Origin of the sequence: Nocardia brevicatena NBRC 12119 (assembly GCF_000308495.1) — a bacterium.
Classification (GTDB): domain Bacteria; phylum Actinomycetota; class Actinomycetes; order Mycobacteriales; family Mycobacteriaceae; genus Nocardia; species Nocardia brevicatena.
The window spans coordinates 1-20,502 of sequence record NZ_BAFU01000068.1; the positions used below are offsets into that span (position 1 = coordinate 1).

The following is a 20,502-nucleotide window of genomic DNA, read 5'->3' on the forward strand; positions in this document are numbered from 1 at the left end:
TTGGAGAACCTGTTCTTCAAGGAGAAGCGCTACGACCTGGCGCGTGTCGGCCGCTACAAGGTCAACAAGAAGCTCGGCCTGCACCCGGGTGAGCCGATCACCGGTTCGGTGCTCACCCGCGAGGACATTGTCGCCACCATCGAGTACCTGGTGCGCCTGCACGCGGGTGACAAGACGATGACCGCCCCGGGTGGTGTCGAGGTGCCGGTCGAGATCGACGATATCGACCACTTCGGCAACCGTCGCCTGCGCACCGTCGGCGAGTTGATCCAGAACCAGATCCGGGTCGGCCTGTCCCGGATGGAGCGTGTGGTTCGTGAGCGTCCGACGACGTGGTCGGCCGGGTCAAGGTCTACGAGGCCATCGTCAAGGGTGAGAACATTCCCGAACCCGGCATCCCGGAGTCGTTCAAGGTGCTGCTCAAGGAACTGCAGTCACTGTGCCTCAACGTGGAGGTGCTGTCCTCCGACGGTGCCGCCATCGAGATGCGCGACGGGGACGACGAGGATCTGGAGCGCGCGGCGGCCAACCTGGGCATCACCCTGTCCCGGAACGAATCCTCATCGGTCGACGACCTCTCGGGCTGACCCCTGTCGGAGCCGCCGTACACCGGTCCTTCGGTGTACGGCGGTTTCGTGGTCTACATGCGGTGTAGAGGGGCAATGATGCGAAACAGGCCGGTCCGCGACCTGGCGGTGGGAACCGGAACCCGGTGCGCCTGGATCCCTCCTCGGTGAACGGCCACACAGTCCATCCCGGAGCGGAGAGCCGGCGGCTCCCGGCCGGCTGTGCCCGATGCGGACCGCCGCCGCACCGGCCCCCACCACCGCAGTGAGCCTTTCCGGTTGACATCCTCTCCTGCCTGAAGGCGGGCGATTCCTATCCGCGTCCGCTTTCACCACCGGCCTGAACGGCGGTGCACCAGGGGCATTCCGGTAGTCATCCGCCCGGACAGTGACGAGCCGGGGTACCGGCCCATCGAAAAACCTTGGCCGGCAGACCGTTCGCTTTCCGTTGGCGGAAGGTGTGAAACGGTTGCATACGAACCCGAGGCCTCTCGTACCCGCTCTCGGCACGTCGCACGGCACCGTCACCGGCGACCGTCCGGCGGCTGCGTGATCGACGCATCCGAATCACGAAGGTAAGCAACATATCCGAGGAAAGAACGCTGCTGTCCATCACCACGCCGGATCCGGCGGATATGCGAACGGCACGCGAACCCACAGATCTGTGAGATGCGCTCCGACACGAATACTGGACTCGAGCAATACGGGTAGGCACCACCACATGACCGAAATCCGATACCCAGACGCCGAATCCATCGACGAGATCACCGCCCGCTACCTTCTCTCGATGCCCATCGGTCTGATGCCGATGCTGTGCGGCCTCCGTTACGACCACGCCGGCATCGGCGCGGACTGTGTGAGCGTCGACCTGACCCGAGAACGCGCCGAGCGCGACCCCAACCCCATCCACCTGTGCGCCGTCCGACTCCGCGAGACGCTCGGCCGCGAGATGTTCGGTTTCGGGTTCGTCTTCGTCGTCTTCGCCGATCAACTCGACGACCGCGTGGAGAACCGCCACATACCCGCCCAGGTCCGCGCCGCCGCCGAACAACTGCCCGGCATCGACGACCTGATCGTCGCGGTCACCATCGACGCCACCGGCCGACAGTGGTGGGCCGTGGTCCCCCGCCACCTCACCGACCTCGAACCGGTGCGCATCTACATCCCCGCCACCCCGCCCGAGGAGTGGCGGCTCCCCGAGACCCTCGACGCCTCGCTGTGGACGGCGGCTCTCGCGCTGGACGCGTCGAACCGCGAACACCTGCTGCGGCTGCTTCCGGAGGCGGACAGTCCGGACGACAGCCGACACATCGGATAACGCGCGGTCGGCGACTCCGTACGCGTTCACAGCGGGCCCCGGTTACCGGCCTCACGGCGACCACCCCCGACTCCCTACCGTGGACGCCGCTACGACTCCTGCGGACCACCGGGAATCCGGTGGGTACCACCGTGGGAGGTTTCGTTTCCGGCAGCCCGGCTACTTCGTGAGCGCCGTGGCATACGGCGAGAGCGCCGACCAGGACCGCGCCTCGAGAACTGCAGAACGAGAATTCCGACGAGTCACCGAGCCGAACCATCTCGTTACGGGAGCAGTGCCGCATCTCTGCGTCCTTCGGAAAGTCGGGCCGGCGGTGATCGGTTCTCTCGATGTGACCGTGCCGAGAGCAGCATTTCCGAAGACCTACGCGCCGGCCGGAGCGATGCGTGCCGACCGGCGGGACGGAGGAGCGAGAGATGTCACCGAAGGAGTACCGGCCGGGAACCGCTTTTCCCGGAATCGTCGGGCGGACGACCGATGTATCGAGCCCCGCGTGGCCGCAACCGGTGCGGGCCGTGCCGGGAGCGCCGAACGTACTGTTCATCGTGCTCGACGACACCGGGTACGGGCAGCTCGGCTGCTACGGCAGCCCCATATCCACCCCGAATATCGACGCGCTGGCCGAGGGCGGGCTGCTGTACAACAACATGCATACGACAGCGCTGTGCTCACCGTCGCGGTCGTGCATCATCACCGGACGCAATCACCACGCCAACGCGATGGCCGGCATCACGGAAATAGCCACAGGGTATCCGGGCTACAACGGCAACATCCCCTTCGAGAACGGATTCCTCTCGGAGATGCTGCTGGGGCACGGATACAACACCCACATGGTCGGCAAATGGCATCTGGTGCCCTCGGAGCAGGAATCCGCCGCCGGCCCGTACGATCGCTGGCCGCTCGGCCGGGGTTTCGAACGGTTCTACGGCTTCCTCGGTGGTGATACCAGCCAGTGGCACCCGGACCTGGTCTACGACAACCACCGGGTCGAGCCGCCTGCCGGCCCGGAAGCGGGCTATCACCTGACCTCGGATCTGGTTGACAAGGCGATCTCCTTCATCGCCAGTGCGAAACAGGTCGCACCGGGCAAGCCTTTCTTCCTGAACTTCTCCACGGGGGCGACCCACGCCCCGCACCATGTGCCGAAGAAGTGGGCCGACCGCTACCGAGGCCGGTTCGACGACGGCTGGGACGCCTACCGCGAACAAACCTTCGACCGGCAGCGGCAGCGGGGCATCGTGCCGCCCGATACGCGGCTGTCGCACCGCGACCCGGACGTGCCGGACTGGAAGTCGCTGCCGCCCGATACGCGCCGCCTGGCCGCGCGGATGATGGAGGTCTACGCCGGATTCCTCTCCCACACCGATCACCACATCGGGCGCCTGCTGGACTTCCTCCGGCAGACCGGCGAGCTCGACAACACGCTGATCATGCTCGTCTCCGACAATGGGGCCAGCCCCGAGGGCGGGGTCACCGGTACCACGAACGAACTGCAGTTCTTCAACAACGCCCAGGAAACGGTCGAGGACAGCCTGCGCGCCATCGACGAACTCGGCGGTCCGACCACGTTCAACCACTATCCGTGGGGATGGACCTGGGCGGGCAACACCCCCTTCCGCCGGTGGAAGCGCGAAACCTACCGCGGCGGTGTCAGCGACCCCTTCCTGGTCCACTGGCCGCGCGGTATCACGGCGCGGGGCGAGGTACGCACCCAGTACGCGCATGTGGTCGATATGGTCCCCACCGTCCTCGACGCGCTCGGAATCGACCCCCCGGCCACCATCAGGGGCGTAACCCAATCGCCCTTGCACGGAGTGAGTTTCGCGCACACCTTCGACAATCCGACCGCACCCACCCGACATCACACGCAGTACTTCGAAATGCTCGGCCACCGCGCGATCGACCACGACGGATGGCGGGCCGTGTGCCCTTGGCCGGGTCCCTCCTTCACGGAGGCGGGTAAGCCCTTCGGCACTCCCATCACCGCCGAGGACCTCGGCGAGCTCGACGCCCATCACTGGGAGCTGTACCACATCGCCGAGGACTTCGCCGAGACCCGCGATATCGCCGTCGAGCACCGGGACAAGCTCATCGAAATGATCTCGCTGTGGTACGTGGAAGCCGGGAAATACCAGGTACTGCCCATCGACGGCAGCGGGATGCAACGGCTGGTCGTGGAGCGCCCGCAGCTCACGCCGGCGCGGCTTTCCTACACCCTCCGCCCCGATACCGAGACGCTGCCCGCCGCTGTCGCTCCCCGGGTGGTCAACCGCCCGCACACCATCACCGCCGATGTCGAGATCCCGGCCGGCGGCGCCGAGGGCGTCCTACTGTGCCAGGGTACCAATGTCGGCGGCTGGTCCTTCTATATCGAGGGCGAGCGGTTGCGCTACGCCCACAACTACGTGCGGCGCGCCCTGTACAGCGTCTCCTCCACGAGGAATGTGCCCGAAGGCCGCCACGAGCTGTGCTTCGAATTCGAGCCCACCGGCGACCCCGATCTCGTCCACGGCAAAGGCGCACCGGGCCGCGCCCGGCTCTATATCGATCACCACCCGGTCGGGGAGGCCGAGTTCCCGGTCACCACGCCGGTCGCTTTCAATCCCGGTGGGATGACCTGTGGTGCCAATCCGGGCTCCGCGGTGACACCCGACTACGCACCGCCGTTCCGGTTCACCGGCACGCTGCACACCGTCACTGTCGACCTCTCCGGGAAGTTGGTCACCGATATCGAAAGCGAGATACGCATGCACATGGCCCGGCAATAGGGCGACCGGTCGAATCACGACGGTCGCCGGGGCGGAAACCACCGCCGGCATACTCGGTAATGCGCGGTCGCCCGCCGCCGCGACGCTCACAGCGGATTGTCGGCCATCCGCCGGCCCGCCCGGTGAGCGTCCGATGCCCCCGAACTGATCCCGGGCCACCGTGCCGGGCGCGGTATGGTCCGGGTATGGCAGATTCCTCCAAGGGTGACCGGTCCAACCTCATGTCCGTCGGAATCTCCGTCGGATTGGCCATCGGAATCGTCATGGGTCTGACCGTCCTGGACAATCTGGCGCTCGGCGTGGGGATGGGGGTGGCGATCGGGGTCGCGGTGGGCATCGCGATGTCCCGGTCCGGCTCCGGCGGTGATGGTCCTGGGGACGACACCCCGCCCGCCAACTCCTGACCGCTCGGCCCCGGTTCGCGGACGACTCCGGCGGACGCGGGAATCCGCCGCGAGCAGATCACACGGACACAAGGTGTTGTGTGGCGCTGAGAGGACACCCCCAAGGAGTAGTGTCCTGGGGGGAGGATTCGTAACCGTTGTGCACTCGGAAAGGTGTGGGAACACAGATGAAACTGATCGATCGGGTATCGGCCATCAACTGGAATCGGGTGCCCGACGAGAAGGACGCCGAGGTCTGGGACCGGTTGACCGGGAACTTCTGGCTGCCGGAAAAAGTGCCGGTGTCCAATGACATCCCGTCCTGGAACACCCTCACCGAGCAGGAGAAGCAGCTCACCATGCGGGTGTTCACCGGTCTGACCCTGCTGGACACCATCCAGGGCACCGTCGGCGCGGTCAGCCTCATCCCCGACGCGCTCACCCCGCACGAGGAGGCGGTGCTCACCAATATCGCGTTCATGGAGTCGGTGCACGCGAAGTCCTACAGCGCCATCTTCTCCACCCTGTGCTCCACCCGGGAGATCGACGAGGCGTTCCGCTGGTCGGAGGAGAACCGGAACCTGCAGCGCAAGGCCGAGATCGTGCTCGACTACTACCGCGGCGACGATCCGCTCAAACGCAAGGTGGCCTCCACCCTGTTGGAGAGCTTCCTGTTCTACTCCGGCTTCTATCTGCCGATGCACTGGTCCTCGCGCGCCAAGCTGACCAATACCGCCGATATGATCCGCCTCATCATCCGTGACGAGGCCGTGCACGGCTATTACATCGGCTACAAGTACCAGAGGGGTCTGGAGCAGGTCACCGAAGCCGAACGCGACGAGCTCAAGAACTACACCTTCGAGCTGCTGTTCGAACTCTACGAGAACGAGGTCGAGTACACCCAGGACCTCTACGACCAGGTCGGCCTCACCGAGGACGTGAAGAAGTTCCTCCGCTACAACGCCAACAAGGCGCTGATGAACCTCGGCTACGAGGGCCTGTTCCCCAAGGACGAAACCGAGGTCAACCCCGCCATCCTCTCGGCGCTGTCGCCCAATGCCGACGAGAACCACGACTTCTTCTCGGGGTCGGGCTCGAGCTATGTCATCGGCAAGGCCGTCAATACCGAGGACGAGGACTGGGAGTTCTGACGAGATATCCGCGAGTCCGCCCTGTGAGCGCGGCGTTCCCGCGGACCCGCTCGGCCGGCGCCGCGATATGGATATCGTGGAAGTTCTTCCGCGTCCGACCGCGCTGCGGTTTGCCGAAGTGAACGACCCGAATGTCCACGTCCTGCGCGGTGACGCGTTACAGCACTTGCGTGAACAGGGCCGACTCGTCGGTGCCGGTTCGACCGGAGCTCGGAACGGTCCCCGCTCCGCGGCCGCGTGACCTGCCCTCGGGGTAGCGCCGTCCTCTCTGATCGCTCGGCGCGCAACCCGTTGTCTCGCGGGCGCGGTGTCGACAGAGTGGAGTTGGTGGGTGCATACCGCATCCGACCCACGCCGGTGGGTCCGAGACACGAGGAGAGTTCTGTGCGCTTCGGAATCTTCGTCCCCCAGGGATGGCGGCTCGATCTGGTGGGTGTCGATCCCGCCGCGCAATGGGGGGTGATGCGGGACCTGGCGGCGCGCGCCGACGCGAATCCGGTCTGGGAATCTCTCTGGGTCTACGACCACTTCCACACCGTGCCGGAGCCCACCGAGGAAGCCACCCATGAGGCGTGGACGCTGATGGCCGCGTTCGCCGCCGCCACCACCCGGATACGGCTGGGCCAGATGTGTACGGCGATGAGCTACCGCAACCCCGCCTATCTGGCGAAGGTGGCGGCGACGGTCGACCTGATCTCCGGTGGCCGCGCCGAAATGGGCATCGGAGGCGGTTGGTACGAACACGAATGGCGGGCCTACGGGTACGGCTTCCCCTCCGCCGGGGAACGGCTGGGCCGCCTCGACGAGGGTGTGCAGATCTTCCGGCAGGCGTGGCGCACCGGCACGGCCACCCTGGACGGCCGGTACTACCAGGTGGACGGCGCGATCGTGCGCCCCCTACCCGCGCAGGAGGGCGGTATCCCGCTGTGGATCGCGGGTGGCGGGGAGAAGAAGACACTGCGCATCGCCGCGAAATACGCGAACTACACGAATTTCTCCGGCAACGACCCGGACCGGTTCACCCACAAATCGGAGATCCTGCGCGCCCACTGCGCCGATGTCGGCACCGATTTCGACGCCATCGTCCGCAGCGCCAACTTCAATGTCGCGATCGGCGCCACCGAGGCCGAGGTGCGGGAACGTATCGCCGCCGACACCGCCCGCCTCGTTCCCGCACTGGGTGAGGAGAAGGCCCGCGGGTATGCCGAGAGCCTTTTCCGGGGCGGCGCCGCGGTGGGCACCCCGGAACAGATCGTCGAGAAACTCGGCGCGGTGCGCGAGCGCGGCCTCGGCTACGCCATCTTCAATTTCCCCGAATCCGCCTACGACACCTCGGGTATCGAACTCTTCGAACGCGAGGTGCTCCCCGCCCTGTCCTGACGACCGAGGCTCGACATCGGCCGCCGAGCCCGCCGATCGCTTTGTGTCCACGAGACCGATCGGCGGGTCCACGCGGATAGCGGGGTCTTGCCCCGCCGGCGACCACCGCCGCGTTACAGCTTCTTCCGCCCGCAAAAGTCGGGTCTGTCCGCGCGGGAAGTCGTAGCCCTTGTCGGCGCGCAACCGCTCGGGCTGCCCGGCGGCGCGGCCCACGTCGGGACCGGATGGCCGCAATCGTGGCCACCAACGGCCGCAACATACCGCTGTCGTGGACATTCGCGCCCGTCACGGCGGTGACCAACGGGAGACCATCCGCCTCGGACAGGGCATGACTTTCGATATGAGACGACCTCTGAAGGTTGGGCCGCAAACTTGAACGAAGCACAAAGAATCCCACCCCGGGGAAGTGTGCCGATACAACGCTACGGTGGGAATCGTTCCACGGGATCCCCGGCTTCCTCTACGCGGGCACGAACCCCGAGGGATGCAGAGCGGTCACTGACCGACGCTATGTAATCGAGTAAGGAAGTACAGATGTTTTCTGATAAGAGCCTCGGCCGCGTGCTGGTACGCGTCGCGGTTTCGGCCACGCTCGTACTGACACCTGCTGCGGTCTTGGCGGCCCCCGCGTTTGCCGCTCCGGTGGTGCTCGAACACACCGACGAGGCCACAACACCCACCGATCGGGCCGAGAACAGCAACGGCGATCCCATCCACCGCGGCGGTCGAGGCCACGGGCATGGGCACGGGCACAGCGGATCCGCTGGAAGCTCCTGAGCTGTAGCGAGCATGACCACGGCTACCCGGCCGAGTTCGAGGTGGCCGTAGTGTGAAAGCGTTCGGTATGTACTCGTGCCTGGGTGGGACGGTCTGTGCTGCTGGAAACTTTCGGCCCGGACAGGTGGGAGCGTCCCTCGGTGAAGGCCGCGGCCAGGAGTTTGCAGTCGTTGGCGGTTCCCTGATGTCGGCGAAGGCGTGTTCTTCGCATGGTCGGCAAAGAACCCACTTCTTTCCTTCCTGACACCGGTCGCCGCACTCACCGGCTCCACGAAGCTCGCGAAAGCGAATCCGCCGGTGTGAGAAGCGGTTTAAGATATAGCTGCATGATATGAGCCGGACGTCTGCGGAAGGGAGTGCGCTGTCTGGCTTCGAACCATTCGCATCGAGTTCATACGCACAGCAGGAAGGAAAAGCCATGATTCTCCCCGTTGTCGGAAGTCTTCTCGGTCTCGCCGTTACTGGGCTGGTGAGCTTCGTCGGTGTTCTGCTCGGCGCCATCGTCGCGATCCTCTGACAGAGCAGCGAGGAGATGCGGGCCGGACGCCTGAACCAAGGCGTCCGGCCCGCATTACTTTCGTTCGAGTACAGGACTCGCACCGTAGGGCGCCCGGGGTGGCGATTCTGTAGCAGCCGTGAACGGGAAACAGTTGTCGGCCTCACCCCGATTACCTCACAACCGGCCCGCCGACCGCAGTCGGTTATCGCGACAAGCCGAGTCCGCGTGCGAGCACAGGCCACGACCGCTTCAGTGCATCCTGCCAGTAACCCCACGAGTGAGTACCCGAGGTGTAGTCGAAGGTCGCCGGGATACCGAGCGAGGCGAGCTTCGCTTGCAGATTGTGCGTGCAGTAGTTCGTGGCCGCCTCGATCACCCCACCGATGACAAGCTGATTTGCCAGTTCATCGACGCCGGACAGAGCACGAGGTCCGTCGAGTGTGTCGTACCTGCCCGGCAGACCAGTGCCCGACGAGACGTACAAGTCCAGTCCCCGTAACTTCTCGGCCTGCACATAAGGGTCATTCGCCGCCCATGCGGGCGAACCGACCGGGCCCCACATGTTCTCGACGTTGCCACCGCCGAATGCGTTGACGATACCCTTCACGAACGACGAGCCCAGTCGATCACTGGTCTGGGCGCAGCCGCTGTAGGCGGCGGCCGCCGTGTAGAGACCGGGTTTGGCGATCGGCAACGCCAGCACCGACGTTGCCGAGGCCGAGATCCCCGCTATGGCATTGATCCCATTCGTGCCGAGCGCCGCATCGATCAGCGGCGGCAGCTCTTCGGTAAGGTAGGTCTTCCACTTGTTGCGGCCGAGTACCGGATCGTCCTCGAGCCAGTCCGTGTAGTAGCTGAACCGTCCGCCGATCGGCATGATCAGGTTGACGTCCTTGTCCGACATGAACTGACGAACATCGGTCTGCGCCTGCCAAGAGGCAGCATTCGTGCCCCCGTCGACACCACTCAACAGATAGAGACTCGGCCGTGGTTGCGAGGTGTCGGCGGGTCGCTGAACCTCCACCGGAAAGGTGTTGCCCATGGCCGCGGAGTAGACCTGAAGTCGAACGTTGCGGTCGTCGATGGACTCGGCACCGGTTATCCGCGAACCGTCCTCCGACACAACACCGGGAGCTGTTCGAGGCGGCCAAGAACCCGGATCGGCAGAAGCAGCAGATACATCAACCGCGGTCAGAACACCGATGAGCAGCCCGACCACGACGTTCGATACAGAACGTGGACGACAGGAGTTGAATACTTTCGCCCTCATGGTCATTGTCATACCCCAAACTTTCAGAAGTCGGTTCGGAATGAGGTGATCTCGCCTCCAGGTAGGCGGCCGATTTCGCGTCGTTCACACCCTCGATCGCAATCACCCGATGTGGGGGATGCCTTCACCATCGCCTACAAGGACGCGCCGCGAGACGTGTCGCGGTGGGGTTTCGAACCCGTCGGCCCAGGCGCAGAACCGGCCGTGCGCCGTCGGCACGCTCACCCCGAACACCGACGGCAGCTGCCGCCACGCACACCCCCGGCCGGCATCGCCAGGGTGATGTGGCGGTACCGGGTGTCGTAGCGGCGGACCTGATACTGGTCGAGTCCGACCTCGGTCTTGACGGTTTGGAAACAGTCCTCGATGACCACTCGGGTGCCGATCGACCCGAATGAGGGTGTCGTCACCGGTGCCGGTGGGTGCAAAGCACATGTAGTAGGTGATCTCGAGTTCGCCCTTGCTGTTGGGAGTCAAGGCACGTCGTGCGAGTAGTCGACGTCCACCGCCGCGTTACAGCTTCTTCCGCCCGCAAAAGTCGGGTCTGTCCGCGATGACGGATTTTCGATGGAATCAATGTCGTGCAGTGTGATGGCGAATCGACGATCCCGGTAACGGAATACGGCACGCCCACCACGCTATTCGACCTGTTCGATACGGCGGCCATGGATTCGACCGCACCGGCGGTGCGTTTCGAGGACGGTTGCCGACCCGTGACGAACCGCCCGCACAGGCCGAGACTCCGACGGCCCGGCCGATCCCCCGGGGAACCGGGCCGAAGCCCTCGGTCGCGGTGGCGCTGCACCCGGTAGCCCGAGCCGATCGAGGCGAAAAGCTATCCGGACCGACCACGTTGGACAAGAGAATAAGAGAAAGCACCTTCGATTCCCATGACCTCCCAACCGATCCTCGAATTCGCCGGCTACGTATTCCGGTTCATCACCCTCGCACTGCCGGTCGTCCTGTTCTCGATCCTGTAGACCCGACGCTTCACAACCATGGAGCATTGCCGACGAAGGGCCTCGTTCTGATACTTCCTCTCAGAACGAGGCCCTTCGTCACACAGCGGTATGAGCACGCCGTTCAGAAGGGCGATTGGCCGAAATCGCCTCCCTGCACGACGGCCGTGAAGGCATCCCACTCCTCCGGGGTGAACACCAGCACGAGACCGGCCGGGTTCTTCGAATCGCGGACACCGACATGCCCACCGTCGAGCCATGCGACTTCGACACAGTCACCACCACCCCCACTGCGCGACGACTTGAACCACTGCGCGCCGGATAGATCGATGATCACTGTTCGTATCTCCTTGCTATCTTCCTGATTCTATTTCGAGATTCCTGCTCGTCCAGTGCGGCTCTTCGGAGGCTTTCGTACAGCGCGCGGAAACGCTTCACGTCTTCGGTGTCCTCGAAAGTCATCGAGCCGATAGCCCCCTCGGCGTGTACCACGGAAGGCTCACTGTCCGGAAAGTCGAGAACCATGAAGGGCGGAATCACACTCCCGGTGGGAATTCCGGCAGTGAATGGCACGATCCGGACCGCTACATCCTCACGGGTACTCATATCGGCGATATACCGACACTGGGCGACCATAGCCCTGTTCGACCCGACCACTGTATGTAGAACGCTCTCGTGTAGCAGGAACTCGAGCCGGACCTTCCAGCGCCGACGCATAAGACGCGTATGGCGCTGCATTCGCAGTTCGACCCGCTTGTCAATTTCCGACTGCGGATCATCCGGTGCATAGGCACAGAAGATAGCCCTGGCGTACTCGGCTGTTTGCAGCAAACCGGGCACCACAAGCGGTTGGTAGAAACGGAACTCTGTGGCATACAGCTCTAATTCGAGGTAGGTGTTGAAACCCTCATGGAGATAGTGCCGATAGTCCTGCCACCAGACCTTCGTATTCGATTGCGCGGCAACAGCCATCAGGTACTGGGTTCGCGCCTCCGGCAAACCGTAGTACCGGCACAGGTATTCGACTTCCCGAACCTTGATCTTCTCGTACTGGCCCAGTTCCATACGGCTGAGCGTCGAACGGCTGAACTCCGTATCCCTGGCCACTTGGTCGAGTGTCGACCCCCGCGCGTGACGCGCGTCGCGCAGCGCCCTTCCCAGCTGCCGACGCGGCAGTGTCGTGCCGCTGAGGTCCGCCTTGCTCGGCATTATCGCCTCCCCTGTTTCTCATCGAGCATGTTCAGCGTTTCTCAGCTTGGGAATCATCGTAGGCAAACCCTGGGAATCATGCTGGGTGTTCGTACCGATCCTGTGAATGCGCCGCGTTGAGACTCTCCAAGCCGCTGACGCACAGCACCATAGCCGCATGGCCGAGCAACACGGAAGCCTCGACATAGCTCAGGCGCGGGTTCTACGGGCGCTGAACTACGGCGGGATACTCACGGAACGACAGATCAGGGAATCGGCGAACCTCACGGGATGGAAGACCCGCCAATCCCTGGCGAAGCTCTCCCACCGGAGACTCGTCATGACCACTCGGGTGTGGCGGATCCGCTACCAGATCACCCCGCTGGGCCGAAAAGTTCTCGCCATGCAGCCGTACGACTTCGAACGAACAGAGGTGTGACCCGATTGCGAACCAACCCCGAGACCTCCGTGTACGCGCTCGGCGTCACGCACCGCACCGAGGTGGGTGAGTGGCAGGCCATATGGTTCCTCGAGCGCCGCCGCATTCGTATCATCCAGGTGGACAATATTTCCGAGCCGAGAACACTACTGTCCGTCACCATTCCGACCGACGCACCGGACCTGGTGGATATGCGCGAGCGCTTCCCGAACCTCACCCCATTGTGGGACGCGGTTCGACACGAGTTCTGGACGAAAGCGGTATCGGAGGACATCGCCATATGACCGAGATCCTTTACCCCGACGCCGAATCCGTCGACGAGATCACCGCCCGCTACCTGCTGTCGATGCCGACCGGACTGATGCCGTTGCTGTACGGCTTCCGCTACAACGGCGAGAGTATCGACACGGACTGCGTCACCGTCGACCTGTCCGGCAGCCGATCCGACCGCGAACCGAATCCCATTCACCTCCAGGCCGCCCGCCTGCGCAAGACCCTCGGTCCCGATATGTTCGGTTTCGGATTCGTCTTCGTCGTCTTCGCCGACCAATTGGACGACCGCGAGGAGAACGGTCATATTCCCCCGCAGATCCGCACCGCCGCCGGAGAACTCCCCGGCACCGACGACCTGATCGCCGCCGTCACCATCGACGCCACCGGCCGCCAGTGGTGGGCCGTCGTCCCCCGCCACCTCCCCGACCTCGATCCGATCCGCCTCCACATCCCCGCCACCCCACCCGAACAGTGGCGAATCCCCGAAACCCTCGACGCCTCGCTGTGGACGGCGGCACTCGCGCTCGACACGTCGAACCGCAAACATCTGCTCGGACTCCTCCCGGAGCCCGACAGATTCCCGGGCGGGACGGGAACCACCTCTCTGTGATGTAGGGCGGCACTCACCGCCGTGACGGTTCGGTACCGCCGCACCCGGGGTGTTACATCGAAGCAGGCTTGGCAAGACTTCTGAAAATTTCAGAATGGACTCATGTTTACCGAGGTCCAATGGAGTGAGCTACAGCGCGACCCCAAAGAGTCGCCAAACTCGCCGATGAGGGCGGTGTGCGAGTCCGCCGCCGCGACGGTGCCGCCCTGCTCCTGGTCCGTGAAGACCGCGTACAGGCCGGCGCCGAAGGCTCGCTCGCCGCGGCACGGGCAATGCAGAGCATCCTCGGTCATCTCCCGGCCGACCTGGCCAAGCAGGCGGTACCGAGTGCGTTTCCCTGGACGGATGTTCTTCCGGACGATGCCCGAGATCAGTTCATCACCGATTTCGTCCGGGCATTCCAGGCTTCGGCGGAATTGGACCAGTGGTCGGTGCTCACTCGGGTCCTCCACGAGTGGCGCAGCACCGCCGCGATCTTCGCGGATCCGGCACTGTTCGCGAAACTGACGGCACCGGTGGAAGGCGACTTCGGCCCGGTACCGCCGCCCATCGAGGAGTGATATGCCGGCCAAGCGTGGAGATCGAGTCGCCCCACCGGGACGTCCCGGCGCATGGGAAGCCCGCTTCGCGACGAATGAAGCGGCCAAGGGATGGGAAGAACTCTGCCGGGCCTATCGGTCCAACACCTGGGAAGCCCGGATCGGGGCATCGTCTGGATTGTCCATGCCGGGTGCGGTCACCCCAAGCAGACCGACCGACCCACCGATCCATTCGGCCACCGATCGACGTTCTCGTCGTCAGGCCCATATCGCCGATTCGGGGGCGATACCGTGGGCGCGTGCGTTGGCATTGATGATGTCGCGCAGCCAGGTCGCGAGACCGGGCTCGAGAGTGTCGTAGAAAGCGGCGAAACCCGGATCGTCGGCGTACCCCAGGCAGACATGCATCGAGTGGGTGTACTCGAAGAAGAATTCCATCGAGGCCCGGTGAGGTTCGGCCGGCGAGTTGGCCCGGTCGCTCCCTGGCCCCGATCTCGTTGAGCGGCACGTCCAGCTCACGGTACCGGTACCAGCTCCGGACCACAGTCGGCGGCCATACTCACCACCACCCGCAGATTCTGCGCCCGCCGGCCACACGACCCCGGCAGCAACTCGCCACCTGGTTCCGGACTTCGCCACCACCGGGTCGCCAGGCCGGCCGCCGGACCGGGTCCTGACCCCGTTACCGTGGAATCCATCCGGTGAGATCAGGGAGTCTGCCTGCTCGGACCGGTCGAAGACCTCGAATCGTAGGCGATTCTGGCATTGGCGATTTCCTCGCGGTGTTCGCGGGTCCAGGACACCAAGGGGTCGATGATGGCGAGCAGGCTGCGACCAAGGGGAGTCAACTCGTAATCGACGCGGGGAGGCACCACCGGATGCACCGTGCGCACCACGAGGCCGTCGCGTTCGAGATGACGCAGTGTCAGTGTCAGCATGCGTTGACTGATGCCCTCGATCGCACGCTGGAGTTCACCGAACCGCCGCTGTCCTTCGCCCAACAGCTCCACCACCAGCAGTGACCACTTGTCGGCAAGGCGGTCGAGCAGATCCCGAATCTCGCACGAGGCAGTGTCACACACATCGATGTGCGTGACCGACATTGAAGTGCCTTCTTCCATCACTGCTCAGGATGCCGCACGATCGCCATAGTTACAAGAATTCACCGACCACACGAGAGGTAACCATGGCCGATCTCGACATCGGAGTCCTACTGCCCACCCTGTCCCCTCACAACGGATCCCCCGCAGACGTCGGCGCGGCCGCACGCCACGCCGAAGAGCTGGGCTTCGAGTCGATATGGGTGGTCGACCAACTCATCGCGGGAACCGGTATACCCGTGCTGGACAGTCTGACCTCGCTGGCCGCGGCCGCCGCGGTGACCGATCGGATCCGGCTCGGTGTGGGTGTTCTCATCCTGCCGCTGCGCCCGGTCGCGTGGATAGCCAAACAGGTTGCCTCGCTTCAGCACCTCTCCGGTGACCGGCTTCTGCTCGGTGTCGGGGTCGGCGGCGACCGCCACGACCGCTCCTGGATGGCAGCAGGTGTGCCCGCGCGCGAACGTGGCAGAAGAACCGACGATGCGTTGCGTCTGCTGCCGGACCTGATCTCGGGCAAGCCCACACACCTGGGCGACGGCACCCCCGCCACCAGCCCGATCCGGCTCAGCCCACCGGCCACCGTGCCACCGATCATCATCGGCGGAATGTCGGATGCCGCCGTCCGGCGGGCCGCTACCCACGATGGATGGTTCCTGCTCGGAGCATCCGATGACATCCCTACCCACCACGCTCGCCTGGAAACACTGGCCGCAGCCAACGGTCGCGCCACACCACCCATCACAGCCAACGCCATGGTGGCCATCCACGGCGACCCCTCGCTTCCCGACCACACAGCGATCCTCCACTCGCTGTCGGACCCGGACGGCATGTTCGGAATCCCGGTCGAGTACGCGGAGAGCAGCCTCGCCCACGGTGATACGGGCTCCGTGGCCGAACACCTGAACACTTTCGCTGCTCGTGGTGCCGATCGGGTAGTGGTCACCCTCGTTGCCGGCGACTGGTTCCGCCAGACCGAACTTCTCGCTCAGGCCTGCCAACAGCTGTGACACATGGATTCACCTTGCAGCTCGGACCAGTTTCAAGGTTCCCGGGCCGACCGGCGGCCGGCCCCCGGCAAGCTCGACCACTCGCCAACCAAACCTGAACTGCGCCACTCACTTGCCAACCAAATGCGGATTCCGCCAATCAGACCTGTACCGGACACCGGGTACAGACCGCTCCATCGAGACACGCTTGGCAGGACTTCTGAAAGTTCGAATGCGCTCATGTTTACCGAGGTCCAATGCTGTGAGCTACAGCGCGACCCCAAAGAGATCGTCGAACTCGCCGATGAGGGCGATGCGCGGGTGCGCCGCCGCGGTCTTCGCGGATCCGGCACTGCTCGCCGAACTCACACACCGGTGGAAGGCGACTTCCCGGAAGAGCTCTGGGCCTCGGCGTCGAGCGCGGGGCCCACCCCTTCACTCAGACGCCGAGCACCAGTTTCGCGATGCTGAAGTAGATGATCAGCCCCGTGGCGTCGACCAACGTGGTCACCATGGGCGCCGACACCACGGCCGGGTCGATGCGCAGCCGCTTGGCCAGCAGCGGCATGGTGCCGCCTATGGTGGCGGCCCAGCCGCAGATCAGGATGAGCGTCACCCCGACCACCACCGCGACACGCGGCCCCACGAACAGTCCGCCGATGGCCACACCCACCACGGCGAGCATGGTGCCGAGCACCAGGCCGACCCGGCATTCCCGCCAGATCACCTTGAACAGATCACCGCCGCGTACCTCACCCACGGCGACCGCGCGCACACAGGCCGTCGCCGCCTGGGCGCCCGCGTTACCGCCGGCGCCGATGAGCAGCGGAATGAACAGGGCCAGCTGCGCGGCCTGTTCCAGGGTGCCCTCGAAGAAATCGGTGACGCTCACCGTCAGGGTCGCCGCGACCAGGAGCAGCAGCAGCCACAGCGCGCGGTAGCGGGCCAGCTGGAACACTCCGGCCGCCATATAGTGCCCGGTCCACGGCGCGGAACCGGCCTGTTTGGCGACGTCCTCACTATCGGCGGCCTCGATCACCTCGACGGCGTCGTCGATGGTGAGCAGCCCGACGAGCCGGTCCTCGCTGTCGACGACCGGCAGGTTGATGTCATTGGTCTCGCGCATGAGCCGGGCCGCCTTCTCCGCGGAGTCGGTGGCACGGACGAAGGCGGGTTCGGTGACGACGAGATCGGCGACCATGGTCTCCGGCCCGCTGAGCACCAGTTCCCGCAACTCCACGATGCCGCGCAGCCGGCGTCCGCCGTCGACCACCGGCAGGGTGTACACGGTTTCGGCGTTGGCGCCCTTGGCGCGAACCATGCGCAGCGCCTCGGCGACGGTCAGATTGCCCGGCAGCGCGACGACCTCCGGCGTCATATACCGCCCGACCGACCCCTCCGGGTAGCCGAGCAGCGCCGCGGTCATGCGACGTTCACGCGGACTCAGCCCGGCCAGGGCCTTCTTGGCGACCTTGGCGGGCGCCTCGCGCAGCATCCGGGCCCGGTCGTCGGGCGCCATCGCCTCGACCAGCTCACGGAAGCTCTGATCCCGCAGTCCCTGGAGGATCTGCTGCTGGTCGACCGGTTCGAGCTCCTCGAAGACGGCCAGGGCCAGATCTTTGTCCAGTAGCCGAAACGCGACGCCGGCCTCCACGGCGCCCATGCGCGCGAGTTCGTCGGCGATGACATGCGGCGGGTGGTTGTCCAGCCAGTTCAGCGCGGCATCCACTCGGTGACGTTCCACTACGTCCTGGAGGGATTCCGACAGGGTGACGGGCGCATCGATCAGTTCGGTCTGCGACATGAGAGGACCTCGGCACAACGTGAGAGGGCGGGTGATTCGAAGAAACGTCACACCGCGGGGCGTCGAACCGGGCCGCTACCGCCGGAAGTCTCGCTACCGGGCCTGCGGGTGGACGACGCCGCGCGGCCTTCGACTGGGAGGCTCGCTGCGCATGGCAACCCCACCTCCTCTTCGCTCGATGGTCACACGCGGAGGGCCGCGGCAACTCAACAGATCGGAACGTCGTACCAATGCAAACGCATTCTCAAGCAGGGTACATCCCCTACCCAACAGATTTCACATCGAAACGCCCAGAATTCGGCGTTTCACTATGTCGGGCGTGTCACAGCACCCCACCACCCGGTTGGCGTGCGCCTCGCCACCGGCCCGGAAAGGCACCGCAACGAGCCGCACGCCGATCCGCGCTCAGAGCATGCAGCTCACGCAGCCCTCGACCTCGGTGCCCTCCAGCGCCATCTGCCGCAGGCGAATGTAGTAGAGGGTTTTGATGCCCTTGCGCCACGCATAGATCTGGGCCCTGTTCAGGTCGCGGGTGGTCGCGGTGTCCTTGAAGAAGAGGGTCAGCGACAGGCCCTGGTCCACGTGCCGGGTGGCCGCGGCGTAGGTGTCGATGATCTTCTCGTAGCCGATCTCGTAGGCGTCCTGGAAGTACTCCAGGTTGTCGTCGGTCATATAGGGGGCCGGATAGTAGACGCGGCCGATCTTGCCTTCCTTGCGGATCTCGATCTTCGACGCCACCGGGTGGATGGAGCTGGTGGAGTGGTTGATATAGGAGATCGAACCGGTCGGCGGGACGGCCTGCAGGTTCTGGTTGTAGAGGCCGTGTTCCATCACCGACGCCTTGAGCTCACGCCAGTCCTCCCGGGTGGGGATGCGCACGCCGGCGTCGACGAACAGCCGGCGCACCCGGTCGGTCTTCGGCTCCCACACCTGATCGGTGTACTTGTCGAAGTATTCGCCCGAGGCGTACTTGGATTCGGGGAAGCCGCCGAAATAGGTGCCGCGCTCCTTCGCGAGCCGGTTCGACGCTCGAATCGCGTGATAGACAACGGTGTAGAAGTAGATATCGGTGAAGTCGATACCCTCTTCGGACCCGTAGTGGATTCGCTCGCGCGCCAGGTAGCCGTGCAGGTTCATCTGGCCGAGCCCGATGGCGTGCGAGGAGTTGTTGCCCTGCTCGATGGACGGCACCGAGTAGATGTGCGTCTGATCGGAGACCGCGGTGAGCGCCCGGATCGAGACCTCGATGGTCTTGGCGAAATCCGGCGAGTCCATGGTCTTGGCGATGTTCAGCGAGCCCAGATTGCACGAGATGTCCTTGCCGACCTGGGCGTAGGACAAATCGTCGTTGTACTGGGAGGGCGTGGAGACCTGCAGGATCTCCGAGCACAGATTCGAGTGGGTGATCTTGCCCTTGATCGGATTGGCCCGGTTCACCGTGTCCTCGAACATGATGTACGGGTAGCCCGATTCGAACTGCAACTCGGCGATGGTCTGGAAGAACTCGCGGGCCTTGATCTTCGACTTGCGGATCCGCTTGTCGTCGACCATCTCGTAGTACTTCTCGGTGACATCGACATCCGCGAACGGCTTACCGTAGATGCGCTCGACGTCGTAGGGCGAGAACAGGTACATGTCCTCGTTCTTCTTGGCCAGTTCGAAGGTGATATCCGGGATCACCACCCCCAGCGAGAGGGTCTTGATGCGGATCTTCTCGTCCGCGTTCTCCCGTTTGGTGTCGAGGAACCGGTAGATGTCCGGGTGGTGGGCGTGCAGGTACACCGCGCCCGCACCCTGCCGCGCCCCGAGTTGGTTGGCGTAGGAGAACGAGTCCTCGAGCAGTTTCATGATCGGAATCACGCCGGAGGACTGATTCTCGATCTTCTTGATCGGCGCGCCGTGCTCGCGGATATTGCTGAGCAGCAGGGCGACACCGCCGCCGCGTTTGGACAGCTGCAGCGCGGAGTTGATGGAGCGCCCGATGGACTCCATGTTGTCCTCCATTCTCAAGAGGAAACAGGAAACGGGCTCACCGCGCTGCTTCTTACCCGAGTTGAGGAAGGTCGGGGTGGCGGGCTGGAAACGGCCGGAGATGATCTCCTCGACCAGATCGCTCGCCAGCGTCTCGTCACCGTCGGCGAGGGCGAGCGCGACCATGCACACCCGGTCCTCGAACCGTTCCAGGTAGCGTTTGCCGTCGAAGGTCTTGAGCGTGTACGAGGTGTAGTACTTGAACGCGCCGAGGAAGGTGGGGAACCGGAACTTCTTCGCGTACGCCTGCTTGAACAGCTTCTTGACGAACTCCCGGCTGTACTTGTCCAGGACCTCGGCCTCGTAGTAGTTCTCCTCGACCAGATAGTCCAGCTTCTCGTCCAGGTTGTGGAAGAAGACGGTGTTCTGGTTGACGTGCTGCAGGAAGTACTGGCGGGCGGCCTCGCGGTCCTTGTCGAACTGGATCCCGCCGTCGGGCCCGTACAGGTTCAGCATGGCGT

Annotated in this window: 20 protein-coding genes and 2 pseudogenes; 14 read left to right on the plus strand and 8 right to left on the minus strand. The window is 64.6% G+C overall.

Going from position 1 to position 20,502, the window contains the following annotated elements; translation table 11 throughout:
- The 9 genes and pseudogenes from ON20_RS34555 to ON20_RS18100 form a co-directional block, all read left to right on the plus strand.
- Nucleotides 1–333: pseudogene (locus ON20_RS34555) on the plus strand (hypothetical protein); the annotation flags it as partial.
- Nucleotides 333–587 (plus strand): DNA-directed RNA polymerase subunit beta, encoded by a 255-nt coding sequence (locus tag ON20_RS18065; protein ID WP_040837051.1) that lies wholly within the window; start codon nucleotides 333–335, stop codon nucleotides 585–587. The pseudogene ON20_RS34555 and the gene ON20_RS18065, both read left to right, overlap by 1 nt.
- Before the next feature lie 700 nt (nucleotides 588–1,287).
- A complete protein-coding gene (locus ON20_RS18075) occupies nucleotides 1,288–1,884 on the plus strand; it encodes a hypothetical protein (RefSeq protein WP_040837053.1) in 597 nt (198 codons plus the stop codon).
- Between the two features lie 416 nt (nucleotides 1,885–2,300).
- Nucleotides 2,301–4,652, plus strand: a complete 2,352-nt coding sequence (locus ON20_RS18080) for an arylsulfatase (RefSeq protein ID WP_040837232.1) — start codon at nucleotides 2,301–2,303, stop codon at nucleotides 4,650–4,652.
- Nucleotides 4,653–4,837: 185 nt separating this feature from the next.
- On the plus strand, nucleotides 4,838–5,056 hold the full coding sequence (locus ON20_RS18085) for a glycine zipper domain-containing protein (RefSeq protein ID WP_040837054.1): 219 nt from the start codon (nucleotides 4,838–4,840) through the stop codon (nucleotides 5,054–5,056).
- A 167-nt stretch (nucleotides 5,057–5,223) separates the two neighbouring features.
- Nucleotides 5,224–6,186 carry a class 1b ribonucleoside-diphosphate reductase subunit beta gene (gene nrdF / locus ON20_RS18090; protein WP_040837055.1) on the plus strand — a complete coding sequence of 321 codons (963 nt, stop codon included), beginning with the start codon at nucleotides 5,224–5,226 and terminating at the stop codon, nucleotides 6,184–6,186.
- A 76-nt stretch (nucleotides 6,187–6,262) separates the two neighbouring features.
- Nucleotides 6,263–6,427, plus strand: a complete 165-nt coding sequence (locus ON20_RS37965) for a hypothetical protein (protein WP_218002545.1) — start codon at nucleotides 6,263–6,265, stop codon at nucleotides 6,425–6,427.
- 143 nt (nucleotides 6,428–6,570) lie between these two features.
- Nucleotides 6,571–7,566: an LLM class F420-dependent oxidoreductase gene (locus tag ON20_RS18095; protein WP_040837234.1), complete on the plus strand. Its 996-nt coding sequence runs from the start codon at nucleotides 6,571–6,573 to the stop codon at nucleotides 7,564–7,566.
- A gap of 534 nt (nucleotides 7,567–8,100) precedes the next feature.
- A complete protein-coding gene (locus ON20_RS18100; protein WP_040837056.1) occupies nucleotides 8,101–8,343 on the plus strand; it encodes a hypothetical protein in 243 nt (80 codons plus the stop codon).
- A 701-nt stretch (nucleotides 8,344–9,044) separates the two neighbouring features.
- On the opposite strand, the gene ON20_RS18105 is transcribed toward ON20_RS18100, so the two are convergent.
- The 4 genes and pseudogenes from ON20_RS18105 to ON20_RS18120 all read right to left on the minus strand — a co-directional run bounded on the left by ON20_RS18105 (nucleotide 9,045) and on the right by ON20_RS18120 (nucleotide 12,280).
- A complete protein-coding gene (locus ON20_RS18105) occupies nucleotides 9,045–10,112 on the minus strand; it encodes an alpha/beta hydrolase (RefSeq protein WP_083865049.1) in 1,068 nt (355 codons plus the stop codon).
- A gap of 263 nt (nucleotides 10,113–10,375) precedes the next feature.
- A pseudogene (locus tag ON20_RS41035) lies at nucleotides 10,376–10,622 on the minus strand (IS701 family transposase); the annotation flags it as partial.
- A 573-nt stretch (nucleotides 10,623–11,195) separates the two neighbouring features.
- Nucleotides 11,196–11,408 (minus strand): DUF397 domain-containing protein, encoded by a 213-nt coding sequence (locus ON20_RS18115; RefSeq protein ID WP_040837058.1) that lies wholly within the window; start codon nucleotides 11,406–11,408, stop codon nucleotides 11,196–11,198.
- Nucleotides 11,405–12,280 (minus strand): helix-turn-helix domain-containing protein, encoded by an 876-nt coding sequence (locus ON20_RS18120; RefSeq protein ID WP_040837060.1) that lies wholly within the window; start codon nucleotides 12,278–12,280, stop codon nucleotides 11,405–11,407. The genes ON20_RS18115 and ON20_RS18120 overlap by 4 nt, the downstream gene beginning before the upstream one ends.
- Before the next feature lie 157 nt (nucleotides 12,281–12,437).
- Between ON20_RS18120 and ON20_RS18125 the strand changes: the two genes are divergently transcribed.
- From ON20_RS18125 to ON20_RS18140, 4 genes are all read left to right on the plus strand, one after another.
- Nucleotides 12,438–12,698 (plus strand): hypothetical protein, encoded by a 261-nt coding sequence (locus ON20_RS18125; protein ID WP_157228886.1) that lies wholly within the window; start codon nucleotides 12,438–12,440, stop codon nucleotides 12,696–12,698.
- Nucleotides 12,695–12,982, plus strand: coding sequence for a hypothetical protein (locus ON20_RS18130; RefSeq protein ID WP_040837064.1), 288 nt, complete (start codon nucleotides 12,695–12,697; stop codon nucleotides 12,980–12,982). Before ON20_RS18125 ends, ON20_RS18130 begins: the two co-directional genes overlap by 4 nt.
- The gene (locus ON20_RS18135; protein ID WP_040837066.1) at nucleotides 12,979–13,581 is read left to right on the plus strand and encodes a hypothetical protein; all 603 of its coding nucleotides are present in this window, start codon (nucleotides 12,979–12,981) and stop codon (nucleotides 13,579–13,581) included. The genes ON20_RS18130 and ON20_RS18135 overlap by 4 nt, the downstream gene beginning before the upstream one ends.
- A gap of 176 nt (nucleotides 13,582–13,757) precedes the next feature.
- Entirely contained in the window at nucleotides 13,758–14,141 is a 384-nt protein-coding gene (locus ON20_RS18140) for a hypothetical protein (RefSeq protein WP_040837068.1), read from the plus strand.
- A gap of 237 nt (nucleotides 14,142–14,378) precedes the next feature.
- Here the strand turns inward: ON20_RS18140 and ON20_RS39035 are convergent, their stop codons facing one another.
- Nucleotides 14,379–14,762, minus strand: coding sequence for a TipAS antibiotic-recognition domain-containing protein (locus tag ON20_RS39035; RefSeq protein ID WP_306306860.1), 384 nt, complete (start codon nucleotides 14,760–14,762; stop codon nucleotides 14,379–14,381).
- 65 nt (nucleotides 14,763–14,827) lie between these two features.
- Nucleotides 14,828–15,223: a winged helix-turn-helix transcriptional regulator gene (locus tag ON20_RS18155; RefSeq protein WP_218002546.1), complete on the minus strand. Its 396-nt coding sequence runs from the start codon at nucleotides 15,221–15,223 to the stop codon at nucleotides 14,828–14,830.
- An 83-nt stretch (nucleotides 15,224–15,306) separates the two neighbouring features.
- Here ON20_RS18155 and ON20_RS18160 point away from each other — a divergent pair, with 83 nt between their 5' ends.
- A complete protein-coding gene (locus tag ON20_RS18160) occupies nucleotides 15,307–16,227 on the plus strand; it encodes an LLM class flavin-dependent oxidoreductase (RefSeq protein WP_040837075.1) in 921 nt (306 codons plus the stop codon).
- Between the two features lie 418 nt (nucleotides 16,228–16,645).
- Here the strand turns inward: ON20_RS18160 and mgtE are convergent, their stop codons facing one another.
- Complete coding sequence (gene mgtE, locus ON20_RS18165) at nucleotides 16,646–18,010, minus strand: magnesium transporter (RefSeq protein WP_040837077.1); 1,365 nt, start codon at nucleotides 18,008–18,010, stop codon at nucleotides 16,646–16,648.
- 405 nt (nucleotides 18,011–18,415) lie between these two features.
- Complete coding sequence (gene nrdE, locus ON20_RS18170; RefSeq protein WP_245547321.1) at nucleotides 18,416–20,497, minus strand: class 1b ribonucleoside-diphosphate reductase subunit alpha; 2,082 nt, start codon at nucleotides 20,495–20,497, stop codon at nucleotides 18,416–18,418.
- Between the last annotated feature and the right edge of the window lie 5 nt (nucleotides 20,498–20,502).

Excerpts from the sequence above, each read along its gene's own strand:
- ON20_RS18075 (WP_040837053.1), top strand. The coding sequence starts at position 1,288 with ATGACCGAAATCCGATACCCAGACGCCGAATCCATCGACGAGATCACC.
- ON20_RS18080 (WP_040837232.1), top strand. The coding sequence starts at position 2,301 with ATGTCACCGAAGGAGTACCGGCCGGGAACCGCTTTTCCCGGAATCGTC.
- ON20_RS18085 (WP_040837054.1), top strand. The coding sequence starts at position 4,838 with ATGGCAGATTCCTCCAAGGGTGACCGGTCCAACCTCATGTCCGTCGGA.
- nrdF (WP_040837055.1), top strand. The coding sequence starts at position 5,224 with ATGAAACTGATCGATCGGGTATCGGCCATCAACTGGAATCGGGTGCCC.
- ON20_RS18100 (WP_040837056.1), top strand. The coding sequence starts at position 8,101 with ATGTTTTCTGATAAGAGCCTCGGCCGCGTGCTGGTACGCGTCGCGGTT.
- ON20_RS18105 (WP_083865049.1), bottom strand. The coding sequence starts at position 10,112 with ATGAGGGCGAAAGTATTCAACTCCTGTCGTCCACGTTCTGTATCGAAC.
- ON20_RS18120 (WP_040837060.1), bottom strand. The coding sequence starts at position 12,280 with ATGCCGAGCAAGGCGGACCTCAGCGGCACGACACTGCCGCGTCGGCAG.
- ON20_RS18125 (WP_157228886.1), top strand. The coding sequence starts at position 12,438 with ATGGCCGAGCAACACGGAAGCCTCGACATAGCTCAGGCGCGGGTTCTA.
- ON20_RS18135 (WP_040837066.1), top strand. The coding sequence starts at position 12,979 with ATGACCGAGATCCTTTACCCCGACGCCGAATCCGTCGACGAGATCACC.
- ON20_RS18155 (WP_218002546.1), bottom strand. The coding sequence starts at position 15,223 with ATGTCGGTCACGCACATCGATGTGTGTGACACTGCCTCGTGCGAGATT.
- ON20_RS18160 (WP_040837075.1), top strand. The coding sequence starts at position 15,307 with ATGGCCGATCTCGACATCGGAGTCCTACTGCCCACCCTGTCCCCTCAC.
- mgtE (WP_040837077.1), bottom strand. The coding sequence starts at position 18,010 with ATGTCGCAGACCGAACTGATCGATGCGCCCGTCACCCTGTCGGAATCC.
- nrdE (WP_245547321.1), bottom strand. The coding sequence starts at position 20,497 with ATGCTGAACCTGTACGGGCCCGACGGCGGGATCCAGTTCGACAAGGAC.